This window comes from Nonomuraea terrae, assembly GCF_044465245.1.
GTDB classification, from domain to species: domain Bacteria; phylum Actinomycetota; class Actinomycetes; order Streptosporangiales; family Streptosporangiaceae; genus Nonomuraea; species Nonomuraea terrae.
On sequence record NZ_JBITLL010000001.1, the window covers coordinates 1,067,964 to 1,087,978 of the forward strand.

General features: G+C 71.1%; 13 protein-coding genes. 10 read left to right on the forward strand and 3 right to left on the reverse strand.

Annotated features, from left to right (window positions below):
• Positions 1-4 precede the first annotated feature (4 nt).
• The gene (locus ACIBP6_RS05030; protein WP_397048872.1) at positions 5-2,023 is read right to left on the reverse strand and encodes a SpoIIE family protein phosphatase; all 2,019 of its coding nucleotides are present in this window, start codon (positions 2,021-2,023) and stop codon (positions 5-7) included.
• A 262-nt stretch (positions 2,024-2,285) separates the two neighbouring features.
• Between ACIBP6_RS05030 and ACIBP6_RS05035 the strand changes: the two genes are divergently transcribed.
• The 4 genes from ACIBP6_RS05035 (at position 2,286) to ACIBP6_RS05050 (ending at position 6,134) form a co-directional block, all read left to right on the forward strand.
• Positions 2,286-3,725: a hypothetical protein gene (locus ACIBP6_RS05035; protein WP_397048874.1), complete on the forward strand. Its 1,440-nt coding sequence runs from the start codon at positions 2,286-2,288 to the stop codon at positions 3,723-3,725.
• Positions 3,726-3,728: 3 nt separating this feature from the next.
• Complete coding sequence (locus ACIBP6_RS05040) at positions 3,729-4,124, forward strand: hypothetical protein (protein WP_397048875.1); 396 nt, start codon at positions 3,729-3,731, stop codon at positions 4,122-4,124.
• 201 nt (positions 4,125-4,325) lie between these two features.
• Complete coding sequence (locus ACIBP6_RS05045; RefSeq protein ID WP_397048877.1) at positions 4,326-4,850, forward strand: hypothetical protein; 525 nt, start codon at positions 4,326-4,328, stop codon at positions 4,848-4,850.
• A gap of 6 nt (positions 4,851-4,856) precedes the next feature.
• Entirely contained in the window at positions 4,857-6,134 is a 1,278-nt protein-coding gene (locus ACIBP6_RS05050) for an SRPBCC family protein (protein ID WP_397048879.1), read from the forward strand.
• Positions 6,135-6,167: 33 nt separating this feature from the next.
• On the opposite strand, the gene ACIBP6_RS05055 is transcribed toward ACIBP6_RS05050, so the two are convergent.
• Both ACIBP6_RS05055 and ACIBP6_RS05060 read right to left on the reverse strand, forming a co-directional pair.
• A complete protein-coding gene (locus tag ACIBP6_RS05055; RefSeq protein WP_397048881.1) occupies positions 6,168-7,055 on the reverse strand; it encodes a hypothetical protein in 888 nt (295 codons plus the stop codon).
• 181 nt (positions 7,056-7,236) lie between these two features.
• Complete coding sequence (locus ACIBP6_RS05060; RefSeq protein ID WP_397048882.1) at positions 7,237-8,271, reverse strand: LacI family DNA-binding transcriptional regulator; 1,035 nt, start codon at positions 8,269-8,271, stop codon at positions 7,237-7,239.
• A gap of 168 nt (positions 8,272-8,439) precedes the next feature.
• Between ACIBP6_RS05060 and ACIBP6_RS05065 the strand changes: the two genes are divergently transcribed.
• The 6 genes from ACIBP6_RS05065 (at position 8,440) to ACIBP6_RS05090 (ending at position 19,970) form a co-directional block, all read left to right on the forward strand.
• On the forward strand, positions 8,440-11,586 hold the full coding sequence (locus ACIBP6_RS05065; RefSeq protein ID WP_397049314.1) for a family 78 glycoside hydrolase catalytic domain: 3,147 nt from the start codon (positions 8,440-8,442) through the stop codon (positions 11,584-11,586).
• A 169-nt stretch (positions 11,587-11,755) separates the two neighbouring features.
• Positions 11,756-12,646, forward strand: coding sequence for a carbohydrate ABC transporter permease (locus ACIBP6_RS05070; RefSeq protein WP_397048884.1), 891 nt, complete (start codon positions 11,756-11,758; stop codon positions 12,644-12,646).
• A complete protein-coding gene (locus tag ACIBP6_RS05075; protein WP_397048886.1) occupies positions 12,643-13,467 on the forward strand; it encodes a carbohydrate ABC transporter permease in 825 nt (274 codons plus the stop codon). Before ACIBP6_RS05070 ends, ACIBP6_RS05075 begins: the two co-directional genes overlap by 4 nt.
• Before the next feature lie 45 nt (positions 13,468-13,512).
• Positions 13,513-14,952: an ABC transporter substrate-binding protein gene (locus ACIBP6_RS05080; RefSeq protein ID WP_397048888.1), complete on the forward strand. Its 1,440-nt coding sequence runs from the start codon at positions 13,513-13,515 to the stop codon at positions 14,950-14,952.
• A 10-nt stretch (positions 14,953-14,962) separates the two neighbouring features.
• Positions 14,963-18,046: a DUF5722 domain-containing protein gene (locus ACIBP6_RS05085; protein WP_397048890.1), complete on the forward strand. Its 3,084-nt coding sequence runs from the start codon at positions 14,963-14,965 to the stop codon at positions 18,044-18,046.
• Positions 18,047-18,254: 208 nt separating this feature from the next.
• Positions 18,255-19,970 (forward strand): hypothetical protein, encoded by a 1,716-nt coding sequence (locus tag ACIBP6_RS05090; protein WP_397048891.1) that lies wholly within the window; start codon positions 18,255-18,257, stop codon positions 19,968-19,970.
• Positions 19,971-20,015: the final 45 nt, after the last annotated feature.

Below are 20,015 nucleotides of genomic sequence, written 5' to 3' on the forward strand. Positions count from 1 at the left end.
GGCGTCACAAGGTGCGGGCCACGAGCAGGGCGATGTCGTCCTCCGAAGAGGTGTCGTTCACCATGGCGTCGATCACGGTGCCGCAGATGTTCTCCAGCGGGAGCGCCGGGTCGGGCAGCGCGGCGCGCAGCCGCGCCATGCCCGCGTCGATGTCGGCGTGGCGGGTCTCGATCAGGCCGTCGCTGTAGAGGACGACCAGTGACCCCGGCTCGAGCTCCAGGTCGAACGACTCGTAGGAGGCCAGGCCGAGGCCGATCGGGGTGCCGGCGGGCACCGGCGGGAAGGTGACGGCGCCGCCGGGCGCGACGACGGCGGGCGGCGGGTGTCCGGCGGCGGACAGGGTGCAGCGGCGGGTGGCCGGGTCGTAGACGGCGTAGAGACAGGTGGCGCCCATCTCGGCGGCCGACAGGCCTCTGGCACCGGTGTCCTGCTCGTTCAGGCGCAGGACGAGGTTGTCGAGGTGGGCGAGCAGGTCGGCGGGTGGCAGGTTCATGTGGGCGAGGGTGCGGACGGCGGTGCGCAGCCGTCCCATGGTGGCCGCCGCGTTGATGCCGTGCCCGGTCACGTCGCCGACGACCAGGGCGATCCGGCCGCCGCTCAGCGGGATCGTGTCGAACCAGTCACCTCCGACGCCGTTGTGCACGTCGGAGGGCAGGTAGCGGGAGGCCACCTCGACCGCGCCGCCGCCGGACAGCGTGCGCGGCAGCAGGTGGCGCTGCAGCGCCAGGGCCGCGTGGTGCTCGCGGGTGTAGCGGCGGGCGTTGTCGAGGCTGAGCGCGGCGCGGGCGACGAGCTGCTCGGCGAGCGTCAGGTCGTCCTCGGCGAACGGCGTCGCGTTCTCGGTGCGGACGAACACGGTGATGCCGAGGATCTCGCCGCGGGCGCGCAGCGGGACGATGATCAGGCTGTGCATCCCGGTGTCGTGGATGATCTTGGCGCGGCCGGGGTCGACGTCGAGCCAGGTGCCGGACGAGGTGTCGAGCTCGGGCTCGAAGTGGGAGCGTCCCGAGGACAGGACCGCGGTGAAGGGCGACGACGGCGGCACGTACACCACCTCCCTTCGCGCCCAGAGCGCTTCGGGAAAGCCGGGGTGGAGCGAGGCCGCTCCCGCGCGGCGGAAGGCGGGGATGCTGTCGTCCGTGGCGGCCAGCCGCTGCAGCGGCCCTTCCTCCGGCAGCACCGACTCGGCCAGGTCGACGGTGACGTAGTCGGCCAGCTCCGGCACGGCGAACTCCGCCAGCTCCTGCGCCGTCTTCATCACGTCGAGCGTGGTGCCGATCCTGGCGCTGGCCTCGGCGAGCATCGCCAGCCGCCGGCGGGCCCGGCTGTGGGTGATGTCCATGGCCATGGAGACCAGGCCCAGCGGCTCGCCGTCGACGCCGTCGAGACGGAAGAGCGACATCGAGAACGTGCGCTCCTCCCGCCCGGCCGTCGAGGCGCGCCGGATCTCCCGGTCGATGACGGGCACGCCGTCGTCGAGCAGCCGCCGCCCCGCGGCGATGAGCTGCTCGATTCCGTCCTTCGGCCAGTCGTCCACGCGGCTGCCCAGATGTCGCGGGAAGTAGTCGCTGACGCTCTCGGCCGTCTCGTTCAGCCAGATGTAACGTAGATCGAGGTCCAGCAGGCACATGGCCACGGGGGACCGGTTGACCAGCGGCTCCAGCACGGAGGCCGCCGCCTCGCCCACGGGCGACGCGAGCACCACCCACCGCGGCATCTCCTCCGTGACGTCGGCCCGGCAGCCGCGCAGGTGGACCATGACGCCGCCGCCGTCGCGGTGGCGGGCCTCGACCAGGCCGGACCACTCCTCGCGTCCGGTGACCCGCTCCATCCAGCCGGCCACGCGCGCCGCGGCGTCGGGCGACCTGAGCAGGACGGCGGCAGAACGGTTCACGATCTCGGTGGCGGTGTATCCCAGCAGTTGTTCCGCGGCCCGCGACCATCCGCTCACGGTGCCGTCCGCATCGATCACGGCGGCAGCCGGGACGTGGCCCTCGGCCACCGCGTCATCGGATGCGGTCATCCCAACCTCCAGCCGCGCATTTCCTACCGTACTCGTCAGGGTAATGGCTGCTGATCTGCGCAGATGCCACGCGGTCTGGTCAGGCGGGGGCTGCCGACCCCGTGCTCGCCCGGCCGGGAACGTCACAGGCGGGCATGGTGGGGCGCGGGTGGTGTCCGGAGTCGGTGTCGGGTGCGTAAAGCGTCCCTGACGGGAGGCGTGAGAGGACGCCCCCCGAGGGTACGTGGGTGATGTTTTCCGGCGCAGCGTTCGGAGTCTCACCATGACCGTCACTCGCCCACGCCTGCCCGCCCTCGGTGTGCGGCGCGGTGCGCGGCCACGCCCCTGGTTCCTGCTCGCCCTGGTGAGCGCCGGGTACGGCCTCGCGCAGCTGCTGCTGCTCGCCTTCCCCTGGATGGGGATCGGATGGGACGAGGCCGTCTACGCCAGCCAGTACGCCGCCCACGCGCCGCCGGCCCCGTACAGCGCGCCGCGCGCACGCGGCGTCCCGCTGCTCGTCGGCCCCGTCGTGATGCTGACCGACTCGATCGCGGTGCTGCGGCTCTACCTGATCGCGCTGTCGTCGCTGGGCCTGTTCGCCGCCTTCGCGGTGTGGCTGCGCGTACGCGACCATCCCGCGGTGCCGCTGGCCGCGCTGCTGTTCGCCGGCTGCTGGCTGTCGCTGTTCTACGGCGGCCAGGCCATGCCCAACCTGTACGTCGCGCTGTCCGCCGTGGCCGCCACCGGATTCGTGGCGCTGGGCGGGCGGTCGTGGGCGATGGCGGCCGGTCTCGCGGGCGCGTTCGCCGTCATGTCGCTGATGCGGCCGTCCGACTCGCTGGTGACGGCGGGCGTTCTGGGGCTGGCGGCGCTGGCCGTGCCCGCGTGGCGGAGCCTGCGGACGCTGCTCGGCATCGCGGCCGGCCTGGCCGTGGGCTGGGGGCAGTGGATGATCGAGGCGCAGCGCGACTTCGGCGGGATCGCCGAGCGGCTGCGCGACGCCGGCGAGCACAACGTCACCGGCTGGACGCTCTCCCTCGTCGAGCACGCCCGCGCGCTGGACGGGCCGAGCCTGTGCCGGTTCGGCACCGACTGCGGTCCCGTCTCGCCGATCGCGCTGATCTGGTGGCTGGCCATCCCGGCGATGGCGGCGGTGGGCGTCTGGCTGGCCTGGCGGGCCGGGCGTCCCTGGCCGGCGCTGCTGGCCGCGGCCAGCGGGGTGGCGCTCGCGCTGCCGTACCTGTTCTACGTCGACTACGCCGCGCCGCGTTTCCTGATGCCCGCGTACGCGCTGCTCGCGCTGCCCATCGCGGACGGCATGACGGAGCTGGCCCGACGGCGGGGCCCGCTGTGCGCGTTCGTGGCCGCGGGGCTGGGGGCGCACCTGCTCCTGCAGGGCGCGTACGCGTACGGCATGGTCAAGGCCAACGAGAACGGCCGGCAGCGGATGGCGGAGGCCGTCGTCGAGCTGCGCCGGTTGGGCGTGCGTCCGCCGTGCATGATCTACGGCGAGTCGGGCGTGCAGATCGGCTACATGCTCGGATGCGAGTCGCAGGGCATCATGCAGCGGTTCGCCGAGCGGGCGCCCGCCCGCATCCGCGAGGCGATGGAGCGGGGCGACCGCCTGGCGGTGATCCACGCCGACGTGACGCCGCCCGACTACGTCGCCGACTGGCCCGAGCACGACCTCCCCGGCCGATGGACGGCGCGCCTGGCCCCCTGAATCATGGCGGGGCGAGGATCGAGACGCCCTGGGGGACCTGGGAGCACGCGCCGCGGCACGAGGTCGTCGCCCTGCTGCGGGAGCTCAGGGCGCCGTGGTGGGTGGCCGGCGGGTACGCGATCGAGCGGGCCGTCGGGCGCGCGTACCGGCAGCACGCTGCCGCGCCGCGACCAGCTCGCGGTCCGGCGGCTGCTGGACGGCTGGGACGCGCACGTCGCGCTGGACGGGACACTGCGGCCCTGGGAAGCGGGCGAGACGCTGCCCGCGCAGACGCACGACATCTGGGTGCGCGAACACCCCGGCGGGCCGTGGCGCTTCCAGCTCATGCTGGACGAGACCGACGGCGAGCAGTGGGTCTGCCGGCGCGCCCCCGCATCCGCCGCCCGCTCGCCGGGCTGACCGTCACGGACGACGGCTTCCGCCGGCTCGCCCCCGAGGTCCAGCTGCTCCACAAGGCCAAGGGCGTACGGCCACCTCACTGCATCCGAAATAGGGGATATGTCGCGTTTATGGGGATGTGGGTGTTTCGGTATGACCCCTGAGGGCATGGGCGAACGGGCCGGTTAGAGGCGATCGAAGGTCCGAGACAAGGAGCGTGCCATGAAGGACGCGGGCAAGGTGGCGCTGGCCGTCATCGCGGGCTACTACTTGGGCAGGCGCCACAAATTGCGTACGGCCCTGGCTCTGGCGATCGGCGGCGCGGTGCGCAAACTCCGCAAGGAGCAGGGTGGGCTGCTGCAGCAGGGGACCAAGCTCCTCGGCTCCTCCCCGGAAATCGCCGACATGACCGACCGGCTGAAGGGCGAAGTGCTGGAGGTCGCGAAGGCGGCGGCCGTGGCGGCGGCGTCCAAGCAGATCGAGTCCATCACCACGCGGCTGCACGAACGGACCGAGTCACTGCGGCAACCGCAGGCCGGGGAGCCGGCGGAGGCACCGGAAGAGGCGCCGGAAGAGGCACCGGAAGAGGCGGAACGGGCCGAGTACGAGGAGGAGGAAGAGGAGCCCAGAGCCCGCGTGCCCAAGCCGCGCATGTCGAAGGTCCCCGGCCGGGAGGTCGCGGACGAGACACGCAGGCGGATGGCCGGCACGGCTCGTAGGCGGCCGTCCCAGTCGACGGGGGAGTGAAGTGCGATGACCGAGGCCACGAAACTGGCGGGCAAGGCGGTCCGCCAAGGACGGGAGACCGTGGACAAGGGTCAGCAGGCCGTCCGCGAGACACCGGTGGGCAAGGCGGTGCCGGAACTGCCGACCGGCCAGCTCACCTCCGCCCTGCAGGATCTGTCGATGGCCCTGGCGGAGCGGGCACTGATGTCGGTGACCGGCAAGATCGAAGGCCTGAGCGGACGGCTTGGTGACTTCGCCGAAGGAGGTGGCGGCGGGGGCGCGAAGAATCTGCTGAGCGCGGTCACCGGATCGGACAAGTCGATCGGCGGTTCGACCATCGCCGGAGCGGCGAAGGGAGCCGTCAAGGGGATCTTCGGCAAGATCTTCAAGGGCAAAGGCAAGGGAAAGGGCAGCAAGAAGCTCAAGCTGACCAACATCGTCGAGACGATAGACATCGGAGCCCCGCGCCGGATCGTCTACAACCAGTGGACCGAGTTCCAGGACTTCCCGACGTTCATGAAGAAGGTCGAGAACGTCAACCAGGAAGAGGACGACACGCTCTCCTGGAAGGCCCAGGTCTTCTGGTCGCACCGTATCTGGAAGTCGAAGATCCTGGAGCAGGTGCCCGACGAGCGGATCATCTGGCGTTCGGAGGGGGCGAAGGGGTACGTCGACGGCGCGGTGAGCTTCCACGCCCTCACCCCCGACTTCACGCGTGTGATGGTGGTGCTGGAGTACCACCCGCAGGGGTTCTTCGAGCGCACCGGCAACATCTGGCGCGCCCAGGGCCGCCGCGCGCGGCTGGAGCTCAAGCACTTCGCGCGGCACGTCATGCGGCAGGTCATGCTCAATCCCGACGAGATGGCCGAGAGCGGCTGGCGCGGCGAGATCCGCGACGGCGAGGTGGTCAAGGACCACGAGACGGCCGTCGCCGAGGAACGCGGCGAAGAGGGCGCACCCGAGGAAGAGCCCGAAGAGGGCAGGGAAGAAGTGCGAGCGCAAGCCGAGGAAGGCGAAGAGGCGCCGGAGTACGAAGAGGCCGAGGAGGAGCCCGAAGAGGAGGCTCCACGCGAGCGGGCCGAGCGCGAGGAGGAGCCCGAAGAGGGCGAGTACGAGGAGTACGAGGAAGAAGAAGAGCCGGAGGTGGCTCCGCGCGGCCGGCAGCGGGCCGAGCGCGAGGAGGAGCCCGAGGAGGACGAGTACGAGGAGTACGAGGAGGAAGAGGAACCCGAGGAGGCTCCGCGCGAGCGGCAGAGGGCCGAGCGCTCCCGCCCGGTCCGCCGGGGCGCGCCCGCCCGGAGGTGACGGCGCCGGGAACCTCGGAGCGAGCGTCCGGGCTCATGGGGCCCGGACGCCGACGTGTCGGAGCGCAGTCCGGACGAACCTCTCGTCACCCGAGGCTGCCAGGTGGAAGCCGTCTCGGCAGGTGCTCCCCCGGATGGCGTGGCGTGGGTCGAGGACGACGGCGCCCCGCCGCCCGCAGCCGGCGACCGGGGCCACCACGAGCATGCGGCGGCTCAGCCCGCCGAACCACAGTTGCGGCCCCACGAGCACGCCGTCCCGCACCTCGCCGGGACGTGAGAGCCGCAGCGGGCCGCCGGCCGACAGGGTGAGGAAGCCGTCAGGGGTGAGCGTGCCGTGCAGGTGCTCGGCCCACGCCATCCGCTGGTCGAACGTCATCCCGGCCCGCCCGTCCTGCAGTGCGAGGCGCCGGTCGCCGAACTCGAAGAGGATCACCGGGCCCGCGTCGTCCACGCCGGGCGGCCCCGGCCACAGCGAGGCGTCGTCCGTGAGGCGGCGGATCATCGGGCGGCCGGCGGAGATCTCGGCCTCGCCGTAGAGGGGCGCGGTGAGCGGGCGGAAGCCGTCGTCGCCGTCGAGGAACCCGGCGGCGTACGGGCGGGCGCCGAGCGCGGCGAGGTTGAGGTCGGTGGGGTAAGTGATCTCGGCCCGTGATCCGTCGGGGAACGTGACCCGCAGCCTCCTCGTGTCACCCGTCCCCTCGGGAACCGGGTGGACGGCGTTGGTCGTCACCCCGGCCGGATGGTGTACGGGCGCCGGCGTGACCACCGGAGCCGGGCGGGGCAGCTCGCGGTCGGAGAGGCGCTCGGTCAGCCCGAGTGCCACGACCAGGAGGAACACGGCACTGATCGCCGACCCGGTCCGCCGCGGCCGGTGCGGTCCCTGGTCGCCGATCTCGACGATATCGACACGGCCGGTCGCCATCGGCCTTCCTTCGACGTACGGCTCTCGCCCCAAGTTCAGCCCAACCCCCACTGCCACGCAACCGGCCAGAACCAGGTCTCGTCGGCCCGGTCGACCCCGCGGCAGCCGCCGGGAGCGGTCATGGGAGCCTTCGACGCCCCGCGTGCCGAGGGGACGTTGCGGCAGGAGTCGCGGAACCTGACTAGGCGCGCGTCGACGCCCTGACCATGAGCTCCGGCTGGAAGACGATCTCCTGGTGCCAGTGGCCCGAGTCGCCGCGGGCGTCGGTGAGCAGCAGGTCCGCGGCCGCCTGACCGAGCTGGTGCTTCGGCTGGCGGACCGAGGTCAGCGACGGCGACAGCAGCGCCGCGAACTCCACGTCGTCGTAGCCCATGACCGCCATGTCGTGCGGGACGCTGATGCCCCGCTGCTCGAGCCCGCGCAGCACGCCCAGCGCCACCGTGTCGTTGACGCAGAACAGCGCCGTCGGCCCCTCGCGCAGGGGCAGCCGCTCCAGCGCGGCCTCGCCCTCGCGCGGGGTGAGCGCGGGCAGGGTGATCTCGGTGACCACCTCGTCCGGGTCGAACCCGGCGGCGCGCACCGCGTTGTCCAGCCCTTTGCGCCGGTCGGCGCACTGCCGCACGATCGACGGTCCGTTGAGGAACGCGATGCGCCGGTGGCCGAGCGACAGCAGATGGGCGCCGGCCATTTCGCCGCCCCTGACGTTGTCGACCGCGACCGCGCAGAGCTGGGAGTCGGCGCCCGGCCGGTCGAGCAGCACCATGCCGATGCCGCGCCGGCGCAGCTCCACCAGGTGGGAGATGTCCTGCCCCGCGGGCGTGATGAGGATGCCGGGCACCCGGTGCTGCTCCAGGATCTGCAGGTAGTAGGCCTCTTTCTCGACCGAATCGCTGGAGCTGCAGAGCACCAGCAGCAGCTCCTCCTGCGACAGCCTGGTCTCGATGCCGGGCAGCACCTCGGTGAAGAACGGGTTGCCGATGTCGCGGACCATGACGCCCACCGACCGGCTGGAGCCGGCGCGCAGTTGCCGTGCGGGCGCGCTGGGCACGAACCCGAGCGCCTTGATGGAGGCGCGCACCCGGCGCAACGTCGGCCCGGCGACGAGCTCGGGCCGGTTGAGCACGTTGGAGACCGTTCCCACGGAGACGCCGGCATGGGCGGCGACGTCGACCATGCTGAGTCGGCGGCGCTCGGCTGGCTTGTGGATGTCGGTCACCGGCGGACAGCCTCTCTGGTCACCTGGCAGGGAGTCCCATTCTACCCGTTGAAATGTTTCAGTCGGGTTGCTGCCAAGCGCCGCACTGGTGGACGGGCATTGACGCACACACTTCGGCCTCGTTACGGTGCGGCGAATTGAAATGTTTCAAGAACGGAGCCCTTCGTGATGCATCTCGCCGTGACCGATCTGCGGGTGGAAGGACTGACCGAGCCTCTTGGCCTGGACGTGAGCGCGCCGGAGTTCTCCTGGCGGATCACCGGGCCCGGGCGCGGGCGGGCCCAGAGCGCGTACCGGCTGATCGTGGGGCTGGAGTGCGATCCGGCCGCCGAGGGGGCCGAGCCGGTCTGGGACAGCGGCGTCGTGGCCTCGGCCGCGACGTACGACCTCCCGTACGGCGGGACGGAGCTGCGGCCCAGGACCCGCTACCAGTGGCGGGTCAAGGTGGCCGACGAGAGCGGCGCGTGGTCGGACTGGAGCCCGGCGCACTGGTTCGAGACCGGGCTCGGCGATGCCACCGGGTGGGCGGCTGGATGGATCGGCACGCCCGTGGTGCCCGGGTCGGAGCGGCTGCCGTCGCTGGAGAACGTGCCCCGCGTCTGGGTCGCCGACCGGCTCGGGCCCTCGCCGTCGGCGACCGGGGCGTTCCGTACGCGGTTCGCCGTGCCGGGCGGGGCCAGGCCGCTGTCGGCGTGGCTGGTGATCGGCGGCGGCTCCGAGATGGAGGCGTACCTGAACGGCGTCCCGGTCGCGGGGGAGACGCGGGACGGGGCGTTCGTGGCCGATGCGGGCGACCTGGTGGCGACGGGCGAGAACGTGCTCGCGATCAGGGCCGCCGGGTCAGGGCTGTGCGTGCGGCTGGAGGTCGCGGTCGAGGGGCGGCCGGCGCTGCCGCAGCTCGTGCCGGTGCCCGGGGAGAGCGCGGTGACCGTCATCTCCGGCGGCCGGTGGCGGGCCAGCGACACGCCCGGCGACGGGTTCGAGCAGCCCGGGTTCGACGATGGGGCGTGGCCGTTGGCCGAGGAGGTGGGGCTGCACGGTGATCCGCCGAACGGCCGCGAGCCGGTCGGCGACCGGCCCAGCCCTTACCTGCGGCGCGAGTTCGACGTGCCCTCGCCGGTGCGCCGGGCCAGGCTGTACGCCACCGCGCTCGGGGTCTACGAGATGCACCTGAACGGCACCCGGGTGGGCACCGACCACCTGGCCCCCGGCTGGACCGACTACCGCCACCGTGTCACGTACCAGACCTACGACGTCACGGAGCTGGTGTCGGAGGGGCGGAACGTGCTCGGCGCGATCCTGGCCGACGGCTGGTACGCGGGCAACATCAGCTGGTTCGGCTCCTTCCAGTACGGCAGGCGGCTCGCCTTCCGCGCCGAGCTGGAGATCCTGCACGACGACGGCGGCGTCACCCGGCTGCGCACCGGCCCCGGGTGGCGGGCCGGGTCGGGCGCGATCCGCTACGCCGACCTGCAGAACGGAGAGCGGCACGATCTGGCGGCCGAGCCGCTCGGCTGGACGGAGGCCGGGTTCGACGACTCCGGCTGGGCGCCCGCGGTGCCAGTGACACCGCCCGCCGGCCGGTTGACCGCCGCGGTCGCGCCGCCGATCCGGGTGCACCATGAGCTGGAGGCGGTCGCGGTGTGGGAGCGGCGGCCCGGCGTGTGGATCGCCGACTTCGGGCAGAACCTGGTCGGCTGGGTCCGGCTCACCGGCCGCGCCGGCCGCGACCGCCCGGTGGTGCTGCGCCACGCCGAGGTCCTCGACCACGAGGGCGGGCCGCACCTGGCCAACCTGCGCTCGGCCCGGGCGACGGACGAGTTCCTGCCACGCGGAGACGAGGTCGAGACCTTCGAGCCGCGGTTCACCTTCCACGGGTTCCGGTACGTCGAGGTGTCGGGTTTGCGCGCGGCCCCCGAGCGGATCACGGCCAGGGCGGCCTACGCCGCGATGGAGCCCGCGGGCGAGTTCACCTGCTCCGACGAGCGCATCGATCGGCTGCAGCGCAACATCGTGTGGGGACAGCGGGGCAACTTCCTGGCCGTCCCCACCGACTGCCCGCAGCGCGACGAGCGGCTCGGCTGGACCGGCGACATCTGGGCGTTCGCGCCCACGGCGCTGTTCAACTACGACGCCGCCGGGTTCCTGCGGAGCTGGCTGACGGACGTGGTGGACGCCCAGGGAGCCGACGGCGCGGTCACGCACGTCGTGCCCGACGTGCTGTCCGGCCGGGGCCTGTCGCCCAACGCCAAGGAGGCGGGCTCGCCCGGCTGGGGTGACGCGCTGGTGATGCTGCCGTGGGCGCTGCACCGGCTGCGCGGCGACGCAGGGGTGGTCGCGGCCTGCTTCGAGCCGATGGTGCGCTGGCTGGCGTACCTGGACCGACGCTCCGAGGGCGGGATCTTCCCGGACGAGGGGTTCGGCGACTGGCTCTCGATCGGGGCCGAGACCTCCAAGCGGCTCGTCGGCACCGCGATCTTCGCACTGTCCGCCCGGCAGCTCGCCGGGCTCGCCGCCGCACTCGGCCGCGACGCGGACGAGCGGGCCTGCCTGGAGCTGTACGGGCGGGTACGGCAGGCGTTCCGCGCGGCGTTCGTCGAGGGGCCGGGCGTGCTGGCCGGTGGCACGCAGACCGCGTACGTGCTGGCCATCACGGCCGGGCTGCTGGAGGAGCACGAGCTGCCGAGGGCCGCCGCCCGGCTGGCCGGCGACATCGAGGCGCGCGGCGGCCACCTGTCGACCGGGTTTCTCGGCACGCCGTACCTGCTGGACGCGCTCACCTCGACAGGGCGGCTGGACGTGGCCTACCGGCTGCTGACGCGGGACACCTTCCCGTCCTGGCTCTACCCGGTCGTGCACGGGGACGCCACCACCATGTGGGAACGCTGGGACTCCTGGAGTCACCACCGAGGGCTGCAGGACCCGGGCATGAACTCCTTCAACCACTACGCCTACGGGGCCGTCGGCGACTGGATGTACCGGACGGTCGGCGGGCTGGTCCCGGGTTCGCCAGGGTACGCCGACATCATCGTGCGCCCTCGTCCCGGCGGTGGGATCACCTGGGCGAGGACCGCGCACCGCACCAGGCACGGCCGGGTGGAGATCTCCTGGAGGCTGGAGGACGGCGGCTTCGCCCTGGACGTCGTCGTGCCGCCCAACACCAGAGCCGAGGTGCACGTGCCCGCGTCGCCGGAGCGGGTGACCGAGGGCGGCGCACCGGCGGCGGAGGCGGAGGGAGTGCTCTTCGACCGGCTCGACGACGGGAGCGCGGTCTACCGGGTCGGCTCGGGCTCCTATGCGTTCCGCGCGTTTTAACGTTTTAGCGAGCGGAGCACTTCTCCTCCGATGTCACCTCCACGACAGCGCGGTGAACAAACCGTTATCCCAGGCTATTGACACCAATAAGGGTCCTCGCAAGACTCGGAAGGTGTCTGAAACGTTCAAATCGGTGCAGGACACGGCAGGGCTGAGAGGCGGTTCCATCGTGACCAGTACAAAGGTGCGCCGCCGGCTCCCGTGGGGCGTTTACCTCGTCCTCCTCCCCACGTTCGCCCTGCTTGCGGCGTTCGCGTACTACCCCGCACTGAACGGCATGGTCCACTCGCTCTTCGAGTGGCGGCCCGGCTTCGAGTCGCCCTTCGTCGGCTTCGAGAACTACCTCACGATGCTCGGGGACGATCTGTGGTGGGCCTCGTTCCGCAACATCGGGATCATCTTCGTCTGGGCCGTCACGCTGATGTGGGTGTTGCCGCTGCTGGCCGCGGAGCTGGTGATGTCGCTGTCGAGCGAGCGGCTGCGCTTCGTGTTCCGCACGCTGCTCATCCTCCCGCTGGCCTTCCCCGCGGTGGTCAACGTGCTGCTGTGGCAGTTCATGTACGACCCGCGCGACGGCGTCATCAACAGTCTGCTGCGCGCGGTGGGCCTCGACGGGCTGGCGGGCAACTGGATCGGCGACCCCGACACCGCGCTCGTCGCGCTGATGACGATCGGCTTCCCGTGGGTGGCGAGCCTGCCGTTCCTGGTCTTCCTGTCGGCGCTGCAGAACGTGCCGGCGGAGATCTACCAGGCCGCCGAGGTCGACGGCGCCGGGCGGCTGCGCCGCTTCTGGAGCATCGACCTGCCGATGATGGTCCGTGACGTCAAGCTGCTGTTCGTCCTGGCGGTGATCTCGGTGCTCCAGTACGGCATGCAGGCGCACATCATGACCAAGGGCGGGCCCGACAACGCCACGCAGGTGCCGGTGCTCCGCATGCTGGACGCGGCCTTCCTGGACACGAGCTGGGGCTACGCGGCGACGCTCGGCACCGTGCTGTTCGCGCTGACGCTCGCGGTGAGCCTCGTCGCGCTGGCACTCGGCAGGAAGGTGAAGGCATGAGCCGCACCCGCAGGACGAACCTGGTGGCGGGCGCCGCGCTGTCGGTGCTGGCCTTCGCCGGGCTGTTCCCGTACCTGTTCATGGTCGTGGCCTCGGTCAAGGACAACGAGCAGTTCTTCGCCAGCTACTGGTCTCCCGCCTGGCCGCTGCACCTGGAGAACTACGCGGCGGCCTGGGAGCAGGTCAGCCCGTACCTGTTCACCTCGTTCGTGGTGGCGGGGCTGGCCATCGCCGGCACGCTGGCGCTGGCCCCGGCCGCGGCGTTCGTGTTCGCCCGCTACCGCTTCCCCGGGCGCAACGCGCTGTTCGGCCTGATCGCGGCGCTGCTGATGGTGCCCTCGATCACCAGCCTGATCCCGCTCTTCGTGCTGATGCGGGACCTCGGCATCCTGGACAGCCGGCTGGTGCTGATCGTCCCGCACATCACCGCGAACACGGTCTTCGGGATCGTCGTCATGCGCACGTACATGGCGCAGCTCCCGGAGGAGATCTTCGAGGCGGCGCGCGTGGACGGGGCGGGCGGGATCCGCGTGTTCCTGGCCTTCATGCTCCCGCTGGCCCGGCCGGTCATCGGCACCGTGGCGCTGATGACGGTGCTCGGCGTGTGGAACGACTACTTCTGGCCCTTACTGACGGTGCAGACCGACGCGTACCGGACCATCCCCGCCGGGCTGGCCTTCTTCGCCAACCAGAACGTGCAGCAGTGGGGGCCGCTGTTCGCGGGCTACGTTCTGGCCAGTCTTCCGCTGGTGGTGCTGTTCACGTTCCTGTCCAAGTGGTTCCTGGCGGGGATCCAGGGCGGCATCGTCTCCGGCAAGTGAGGGCGTTGGTTGAAACGTATCAACTCTCGAAAGGAACCGGCTCCCATGAGAACACCCCCCAAGAGCGGGCTGGCGGCCTCGGTCGTGCTGCTCGCACTGACAGGCTGCGGCCTGCTGGGCACCGGCGACCAGGGATCAGGGACCGACGGCAAGGTCACGATCACCCTGGCCGGCCCCAACCAGTGGAACGCCAGCGGCAGCAGCTTCGGCCCCGCCTGGGAGTCGCTCGTCGACTCCTTCGAGAAGCGCGAGCCCGGCATCGAGGTCAAGACCCAGGTGCTGCCTCTCGACGGCTTCTCCCAGACGATCACCACCCAGCTCGCCGCCGGCACCGCGCCCGAGCTGGTCTTCAACCAGCCGCCGCACAAGGCGCACGAGGTGCACGCGCTCGACGCCGAGCTGCAGAAGCCCAATCCGTACGTGCCGGGCAACCAGCGCTGGATCGACGTGTTCAAGAAGGACTACTTCGGCCCCGGCGTCTCCAAGGCGCTCAGCAAGGAGAGCGGCAAGCTGGAGTACATCCCGTTCAACCTGGTCGCGATCGGCCTGTTCTACAACAAGGACGCCTTCGCCAAGGCGGGCATCGACGAGCCTCCGGCCACCTGGGAGGACTTCAGGACCGCCTGCACGAAGCTGAAGGACGCCGGCTTCGACCCCGTCGCCCTCGACAAGGGCGGCCTGGCGGCCGGCTGGACGTGGGAGTCGGTCAGCACCCAGCTCATCGACAAGTACTACGACGAATGGAACCAGTTCGACGCCACCGGCAAGCCCGGGAAGGCGCCGAGCGTGACCGAGAAGTCGATGAGCAAGGTGATCAAGGAGGGCACGCTCACCACCAGGACACCGGAGGTGGCCGAGTCGCTCAGGATCTACAAGGAGTTCTTCGACTGCGGCACCCCCAACTGGACGGGCGTGGCCGACGGCGGCGCCACGGTCGGCTACCGCGACTTCGTCTCCGGCAAGGCCGCCATGTCGTGGGGCACCGACTTCGCCGTCGAGGCGCTGAAGGCGGACGCGAAGTTTGCGCTCGGCACGATGCCGTTCCCGACGATCACCAAGGCGACCACGCCGTTGTCGACCGACGCCCCGGCCCGCTACGGCGCGTCGATCGGCGGCACCAGCTACATGATCCCGTCGACGGTCAAGGACGAGAAGTACGCCGCCACCATCAAGTTCCTGCAGTACATGAGCTCCCCGGCGATCAAACCGTGGCTGGACGCGACCGGCGGCCTGCCCGCCATCGAGGGCGTCGAGCCGTCGCCCGAGACCGCGGGGCTCCTGGAAGGCGAGTGGGGCAAGCCGTACCGCGTGACGGCGCTGCCGGGCGGCCCCGAGGGGACGTCGTTCCGTGACGTGTTCGACGGCTACCTGCTGGAGGAGCGCACACTGGTGGAGGAGCTGGCCGACCTGGAGAAATGGTGGGAGCGCGGCATCGAGGCCGGCATCAAGAAGAACGCCTGGGGCGACGAGGACTGGGCCAAGTAGAGGAGATGACATGCGGTTATTGATCGCCCTGGCGCTGGCCGTACCAGGGCTGTTCGTGAGCGTGCCCGCGCACGCGGCGACCGGTGGAGTGACCGGCGTCGAAGTCGGTGAGGGCACGGTCGTCGTCACCGGCACCGCGCCGGCGCCCGCCGAGTTGTACGCGCTGGACACCTGGCAGGACACGCACGCCGGAGAGACTCCGGTCGCGACCGTCGAGGCGGGCGAGTTCCGCGTCGAGGTGCCACGCATGGAAGGGGACCAGGACCGGCTCCATGACAAGTTTCTCGCCGTGGGCGCGGACGGGCCGCTGGGCGAGGTGCACTACGCCGACAAGCTGACCTTCGCGTCGGCCAGCCAGACCCCTTATCCCGAAATGTCGGGCAAAAAGGGGTTGCAGGTTCAGATGACCGACGACGCCGAGGAGATCGGCGTCCAGCACGCGGGCATCAACCTGGCCCTGGACTCGGTCATGATGGCCGGGCCCGGCGCCCCCGGCAACACCATCGAGTTCGTCTCCCAGGGCAGGACCTTCTACTTCGACCGGGGCGCCGTCGCCGGCCTGGACGCCCAGGTCAAGCCGCTGTCGGACAACGGCGTGCTGGTCAACCTGATCGTGCTGGTCTACAACAGCACCGCGCCGAACTCCGCCGCCCGCACGCTCATCCACCCCGAGGCCGAGCTGGGCAAGGGCACGGTGTACGCGTTCAACACCAAGACCGCCGAGGGCGAGGCGCACTTCACGGCCGCGATGGAGTTCTTCGCCCAGCGCTACAGCCAGGCCGACGGCCGGTACGGCCGGGCGTGGGGCTGGATCGTCGGCAACGAGGTCGACGCCCAGCAGTTCTGGTACAACATGGGCCCGCAGGAGCGGGACGTGTTCCTGGAGCACTACACCCGGGCGATGCGGCTGACCTGGCAGGCCGTGCGCAAGGCCGACGCCGCCGCGCGCGTCTACACCTCGCTGACCCACCACTGGACGATCGCGGCCAACGACGACCCGAGGTACACCTACACGGGCCGCGACGTGGTCGACGGGCTCAACGCGCTCACCAAGAGGCAAGGCGACTTCGACTGGCACATCGCCCAGCACCCGTATCCGGAGAATCTGTTCAACCCGGCGTTCTGGAACGACAAGACCGCCACGGACGACTTCGACACGATGCGGATCACGTTCAAGAACATGGAAGTGCTGCCCCGCTACCTCGCCCAGGAGCATCTGACGTATGGCGGTGAACGGCGGCGGGTGATCCTCTCCGAGCAGGGGGTGAACTCCCAGGACTACTCCGACGAGGAGCTGAGGCTGCAGGCCGCGGCCTACGCCTACGCGTACTACAAGGTCGCCTTCGCGGACGGCATCGACTCCTTCATCCTGCACCGGCACGTCGACCACAAGCAGGAGGGCGGGCTCCGGCTCGGCCTGTGGACGTGGGACGACGAGCACAGCGCGGCGTCCAACCCCGGCGAGCGCAAGCCGGTGTACGACGTGTTCGCCGGCATCGACACCGCGCGGTCGCTGGAGGTGACCGAGTTCGCCAAGGAGATCATCGGGATCTCCGACTGGAAGGACGTCATCCCCGGCTTCGACCCGGCCCGGCTGGCCGTGAGCAAGCCCCCGGCGCGGGTCGGGACGCAGCTCGGCGCCAAGCCGGTGGCCGAGCGGGTGATCTCCGGCTTCGAGACCGGCACCGGCGGCTGGCGGCCGTCGGACAACGCCAACGCGGTCGAGCGGGTGGCCGTCGACGGCGGGCACGCGCTCCGCGTGCGCTTCGACCGCGACCTGCCCGGCTGGTCCCAGTACGCCAAGTCGTACAAGGGCGCCGACGTGCTGTTCGACCGGCCGCTCGATGCCTCGCGCACGTCGCAGCTCTCGCTGTCGATCCGGGTGCCCGAGAACGCCGACGACGCCTTCAAGCCGGGCAACGCCTTCATCGCCAAGATCCGCGTGTACGGCCGTGACGGCGCGGTCGCGGAGGGCGTCGGCGCGATCGACCCGGCGCTTGGCTGGAACCGGCTCACGCTCGACCTGTCCCGCTGGGCGCCGCGCGAGGCGATCTCCCGGGTCAAGGTGTGGGTGCGCGGCTCGGTGGGCTCCGACTGGGCGGGCTCGTACGAGATCGACCGGCTGAGCCTGGCGATGGCGGCGCTGCCCGACCTGGACCGGCGCAACATCGAGGTGACCGCGTCCACCGCCGAGCGTGGCCGGATCGGCTCCACGGTCACCTTCACCGTGACCAACCGGGACGTGCTGCCGACGGCCGGCAAGGTCACGCTCACGTCCTGCGACGGCGTGGCCGTCGATCCGGCGTCGCTCGGGGTGAGCGGCCTGCGCACGGGCGCGAGCCGCACGTTCGACACCGCGCTGACGGCGTACGGGCCCGCGAACCAGGAGTATCCGGTCGTGTGCGTGTCCTACCTGCGGCAGAATCACCGGGTGACGTTCCGGCTGCCGCCGGAGGCCGCGTACGTACCGCCGGCCCCCGACGCCTTCGCCAACCAGGAGCTGGCCGACGGCTTCGACAGCGCCGGCGACTACCAGATGCACCGGGTGGAGCCGGAGAACAAGGAACTGCCGCAGGTCGGCTACGCCGACGGCGCCCTGTCGGCCGCTCATCCGTCGGCGGGCTGGTTCGGGCTGATGTCGTCGGGTGTGTCGCCACGCAATCCGGCGTTCAGCACGGCGATCACCATCAGGAAGTTCCAGGGCGACTCCACCGACATGGACACCGTCTACACCGGCCTCGTCAAGGACGGCAAGGCGGACGTGGCGGCGTTCTACGTCAACAGCCAGAAGTTCGCCGGCTTCGAGGTGCGCGGGCCGCAGGTGCCGGGCGGCCTGGCCGTCTTCGGCGTCAAGCAGGGCGTGACCGTCCCCGACGGAGGCCGGTTCGCGCTCTCGCTGGTGGGCGACCGGGCCGCCATGTACGCCGACACCGGCTCCGGCTGGGAACTCGTCACCGCCGCCACGCTGGAGCACCTGCCGGAGTTGTCGGATCCGGAGGTGCGGGCCGGATACCGCTACGGATTCGGCGTACGCGGCGACGCCGGGCCCAGCGCTCTGGTGCTCGACGCGGTGGAAGGGAAGAGCATTTCGTGAGGCGCGCCACGTGCTCGCCGACGCCGCCCAAGGATCGGTGAGCACGGAGCTCACGGCGGCCGGACCGACCGTCCGGCCGCCGTCGGGCGTCCGCCGGCTGGATCATGAGCCCGCCCGCGCGATCCAGTACCTATCCGATCTTGTCAGGACTCTCCGTAAAGAAGAATATTGCAGGGGAAAAACCCGTCCATAACGGGAGGAGCAAGGCTTGTCCCTCGACAGGCGCACCCTGCTGCAGTCCGTCGGCCTCACGGCCGGCCTCGTCGCTCTCACCCCCTCGGCCGCCAACGCCGAAGTCCTGACCGCCGCCGACCCCACCCCCGCCCGGGGCGCCAAAGAGGGCGCGGGCCCGTTCAAGAAGCTGGTGATCCGCGGCGTCAACGTGATCGTCGGCACCGGCGGCAAGGTCGTCGGCCCGGTCGACATCGTCGTCAAGCGCAACCGCATCGCCGAGATCATCCCCATCGACCCGAACGCCCCCAAGAAGCGCCACCCGCGCGACGCCGACCACGAGATCGACGCCACCGGCATGTGGGTGATGCCGGGCCTGGTCGACGAACACGTCCACACCGGAACCGGCAACACCCCGCGCACCTACGCCTACAAGTTATGGCTGGCCCACGGCGTCACCACGGTCCGCGGCGTGACCCTGGCCGCGAACGCCGACGCCGTTCGCGACCGGGAGGCCAGCGAGCGCAACGAGATCGTCGCCCCGCGCATCGTGAACTACCAGACCCCCGGCAACGGCTGGGAGGACGGCCAGGTCGACTCCCCGGACAAGGCCGCCGCCTGGGTCGCCTGGGCGGCCGCGAACGGCGTGGACGGCATCAAGTTCTTCGGCGACCGCGTGTACGGCCGGGCGGAGATCGAGGTCATGATCGCCGAGGCCGGCAAGCGCGGCCTGGGCACCACGATGCACCACTCGCCGCCCATCTACCCGCAGCTCAACGCCGTCGAGTCGGGCCGGCTCGGCCTCGGCACGGTCACCCACTTCTACGGCCACTTCGAGTCACTGCTCAAGGAGGGCCGCGAGCACCCCAAGCCGCCGGGCTACGACTACCGCAACGAAGCCGCCCGCTGGCGCGGGGTGGCCACGGTGATCGAGTACACGCACCAGCCGGGGTCGCCGCGGTGGAAGGCGTACCTGGAGGAGCAACTGTCGAACAACGTCACGTTCGGCCCGACCTTCGGCGTCTACCTGGCCGGACGCGACCTGCACCGGGTACGCGGCCTGGAGTGGCACCCGCGCTTCGCCCTGCCGTCCATCTGGGACTTCTGGGAGCCGAGCCCGCAGGCGCACGGCTCGTTCTACTACGACTGGACCAGCGAGGACGAGGCCAGCTGGAAGCGCTTCTACCAGCAGTACCTCCAGCTCATCCACGACTACAAGGAGCTGGGCGGGCGCATCGCGGGCGGCACCGACCCGGGCTTCATCTACAACCTCTACGGCTTCGCCAACATCACCGAGCTGGAGATGCTCAGGGAGGCGGGGCTGAGCGCGCTGGAAGCCATCGAGGCCATGTCCGGAAATGTCGCCCAGACCATCGCGGACCCGCGCGGCGGCAAACCCGACTACGGCACCGTCGAGGTCGGCAAGTCCGCCGACCTCGCCATAGTCCCCTACAACCCGCTGGACGACCTCAAAACCCTCTACGGCACGGGAACCGCCCGCCTGGACGCCGAATCCGGCGACATCAAACGCATCGGCGGCGTCCAGTGGACGATCCGCAACGGCGTCGTCTACGACGCCAAGAAGCTCCTCGCCGACGTGGCGGACATGGTGAAGGCGCAGAAGGAAGCGGGCGCCTGCCGCGACATCGACCCGGACTGGAGCACGTACGGCCCCTGCGGCGGCAACCCCGGCGCCGACATCCCCCCGCCCGCCCAACCCTCCGCCCGCCCCACCGCCCCGACCGGCACCTGACCCACCCACGTGGTGAAGAGGCGCGCACGCGTCCCTTCACCACGG

Bases quoted from the DNA above. Each gene is read 5' to 3' on its own strand.
- ACIBP6_RS05035 (WP_397048874.1), top strand. From the start codon at position 2,286: ATGACCGTCACTCGCCCACGCCTGCCCGCCCTCGGTGTGCGGCGCGGT.
- ACIBP6_RS05080 (WP_397048888.1), top strand. From the start codon at position 13,513: ATGAGAACACCCCCCAAGAGCGGGCTGGCGGCCTCGGTCGTGCTGCTC.
- ACIBP6_RS05075 (WP_397048886.1), top strand. From the start codon at position 12,643: ATGAGCCGCACCCGCAGGACGAACCTGGTGGCGGGCGCCGCGCTGTCG.
- ACIBP6_RS05040 (WP_397048875.1), top strand. From the start codon at position 3,729: ATGGCGGGGCGAGGATCGAGACGCCCTGGGGGACCTGGGAGCACGCGC.
- ACIBP6_RS05050 (WP_397048879.1), top strand. From the start codon at position 4,857: ATGACCGAGGCCACGAAACTGGCGGGCAAGGCGGTCCGCCAAGGACGG.
- ACIBP6_RS05085 (WP_397048890.1), top strand. From the start codon at position 14,963: ATGCGGTTATTGATCGCCCTGGCGCTGGCCGTACCAGGGCTGTTCGTG.
- ACIBP6_RS05065 (WP_397049314.1), top strand. From the start codon at position 8,440: ATGCATCTCGCCGTGACCGATCTGCGGGTGGAAGGACTGACCGAGCCT.
- ACIBP6_RS05045 (WP_397048877.1), top strand. From the start codon at position 4,326: ATGAAGGACGCGGGCAAGGTGGCGCTGGCCGTCATCGCGGGCTACTAC.
- ACIBP6_RS05030 (WP_397048872.1), bottom strand. From the start codon at position 2,023: ATGACCGCATCCGATGACGCGGTGGCCGAGGGCCACGTCCCGGCTGCC.
- ACIBP6_RS05055 (WP_397048881.1), bottom strand. From the start codon at position 7,055: ATGGCGACCGGCCGTGTCGATATCGTCGAGATCGGCGACCAGGGACCG.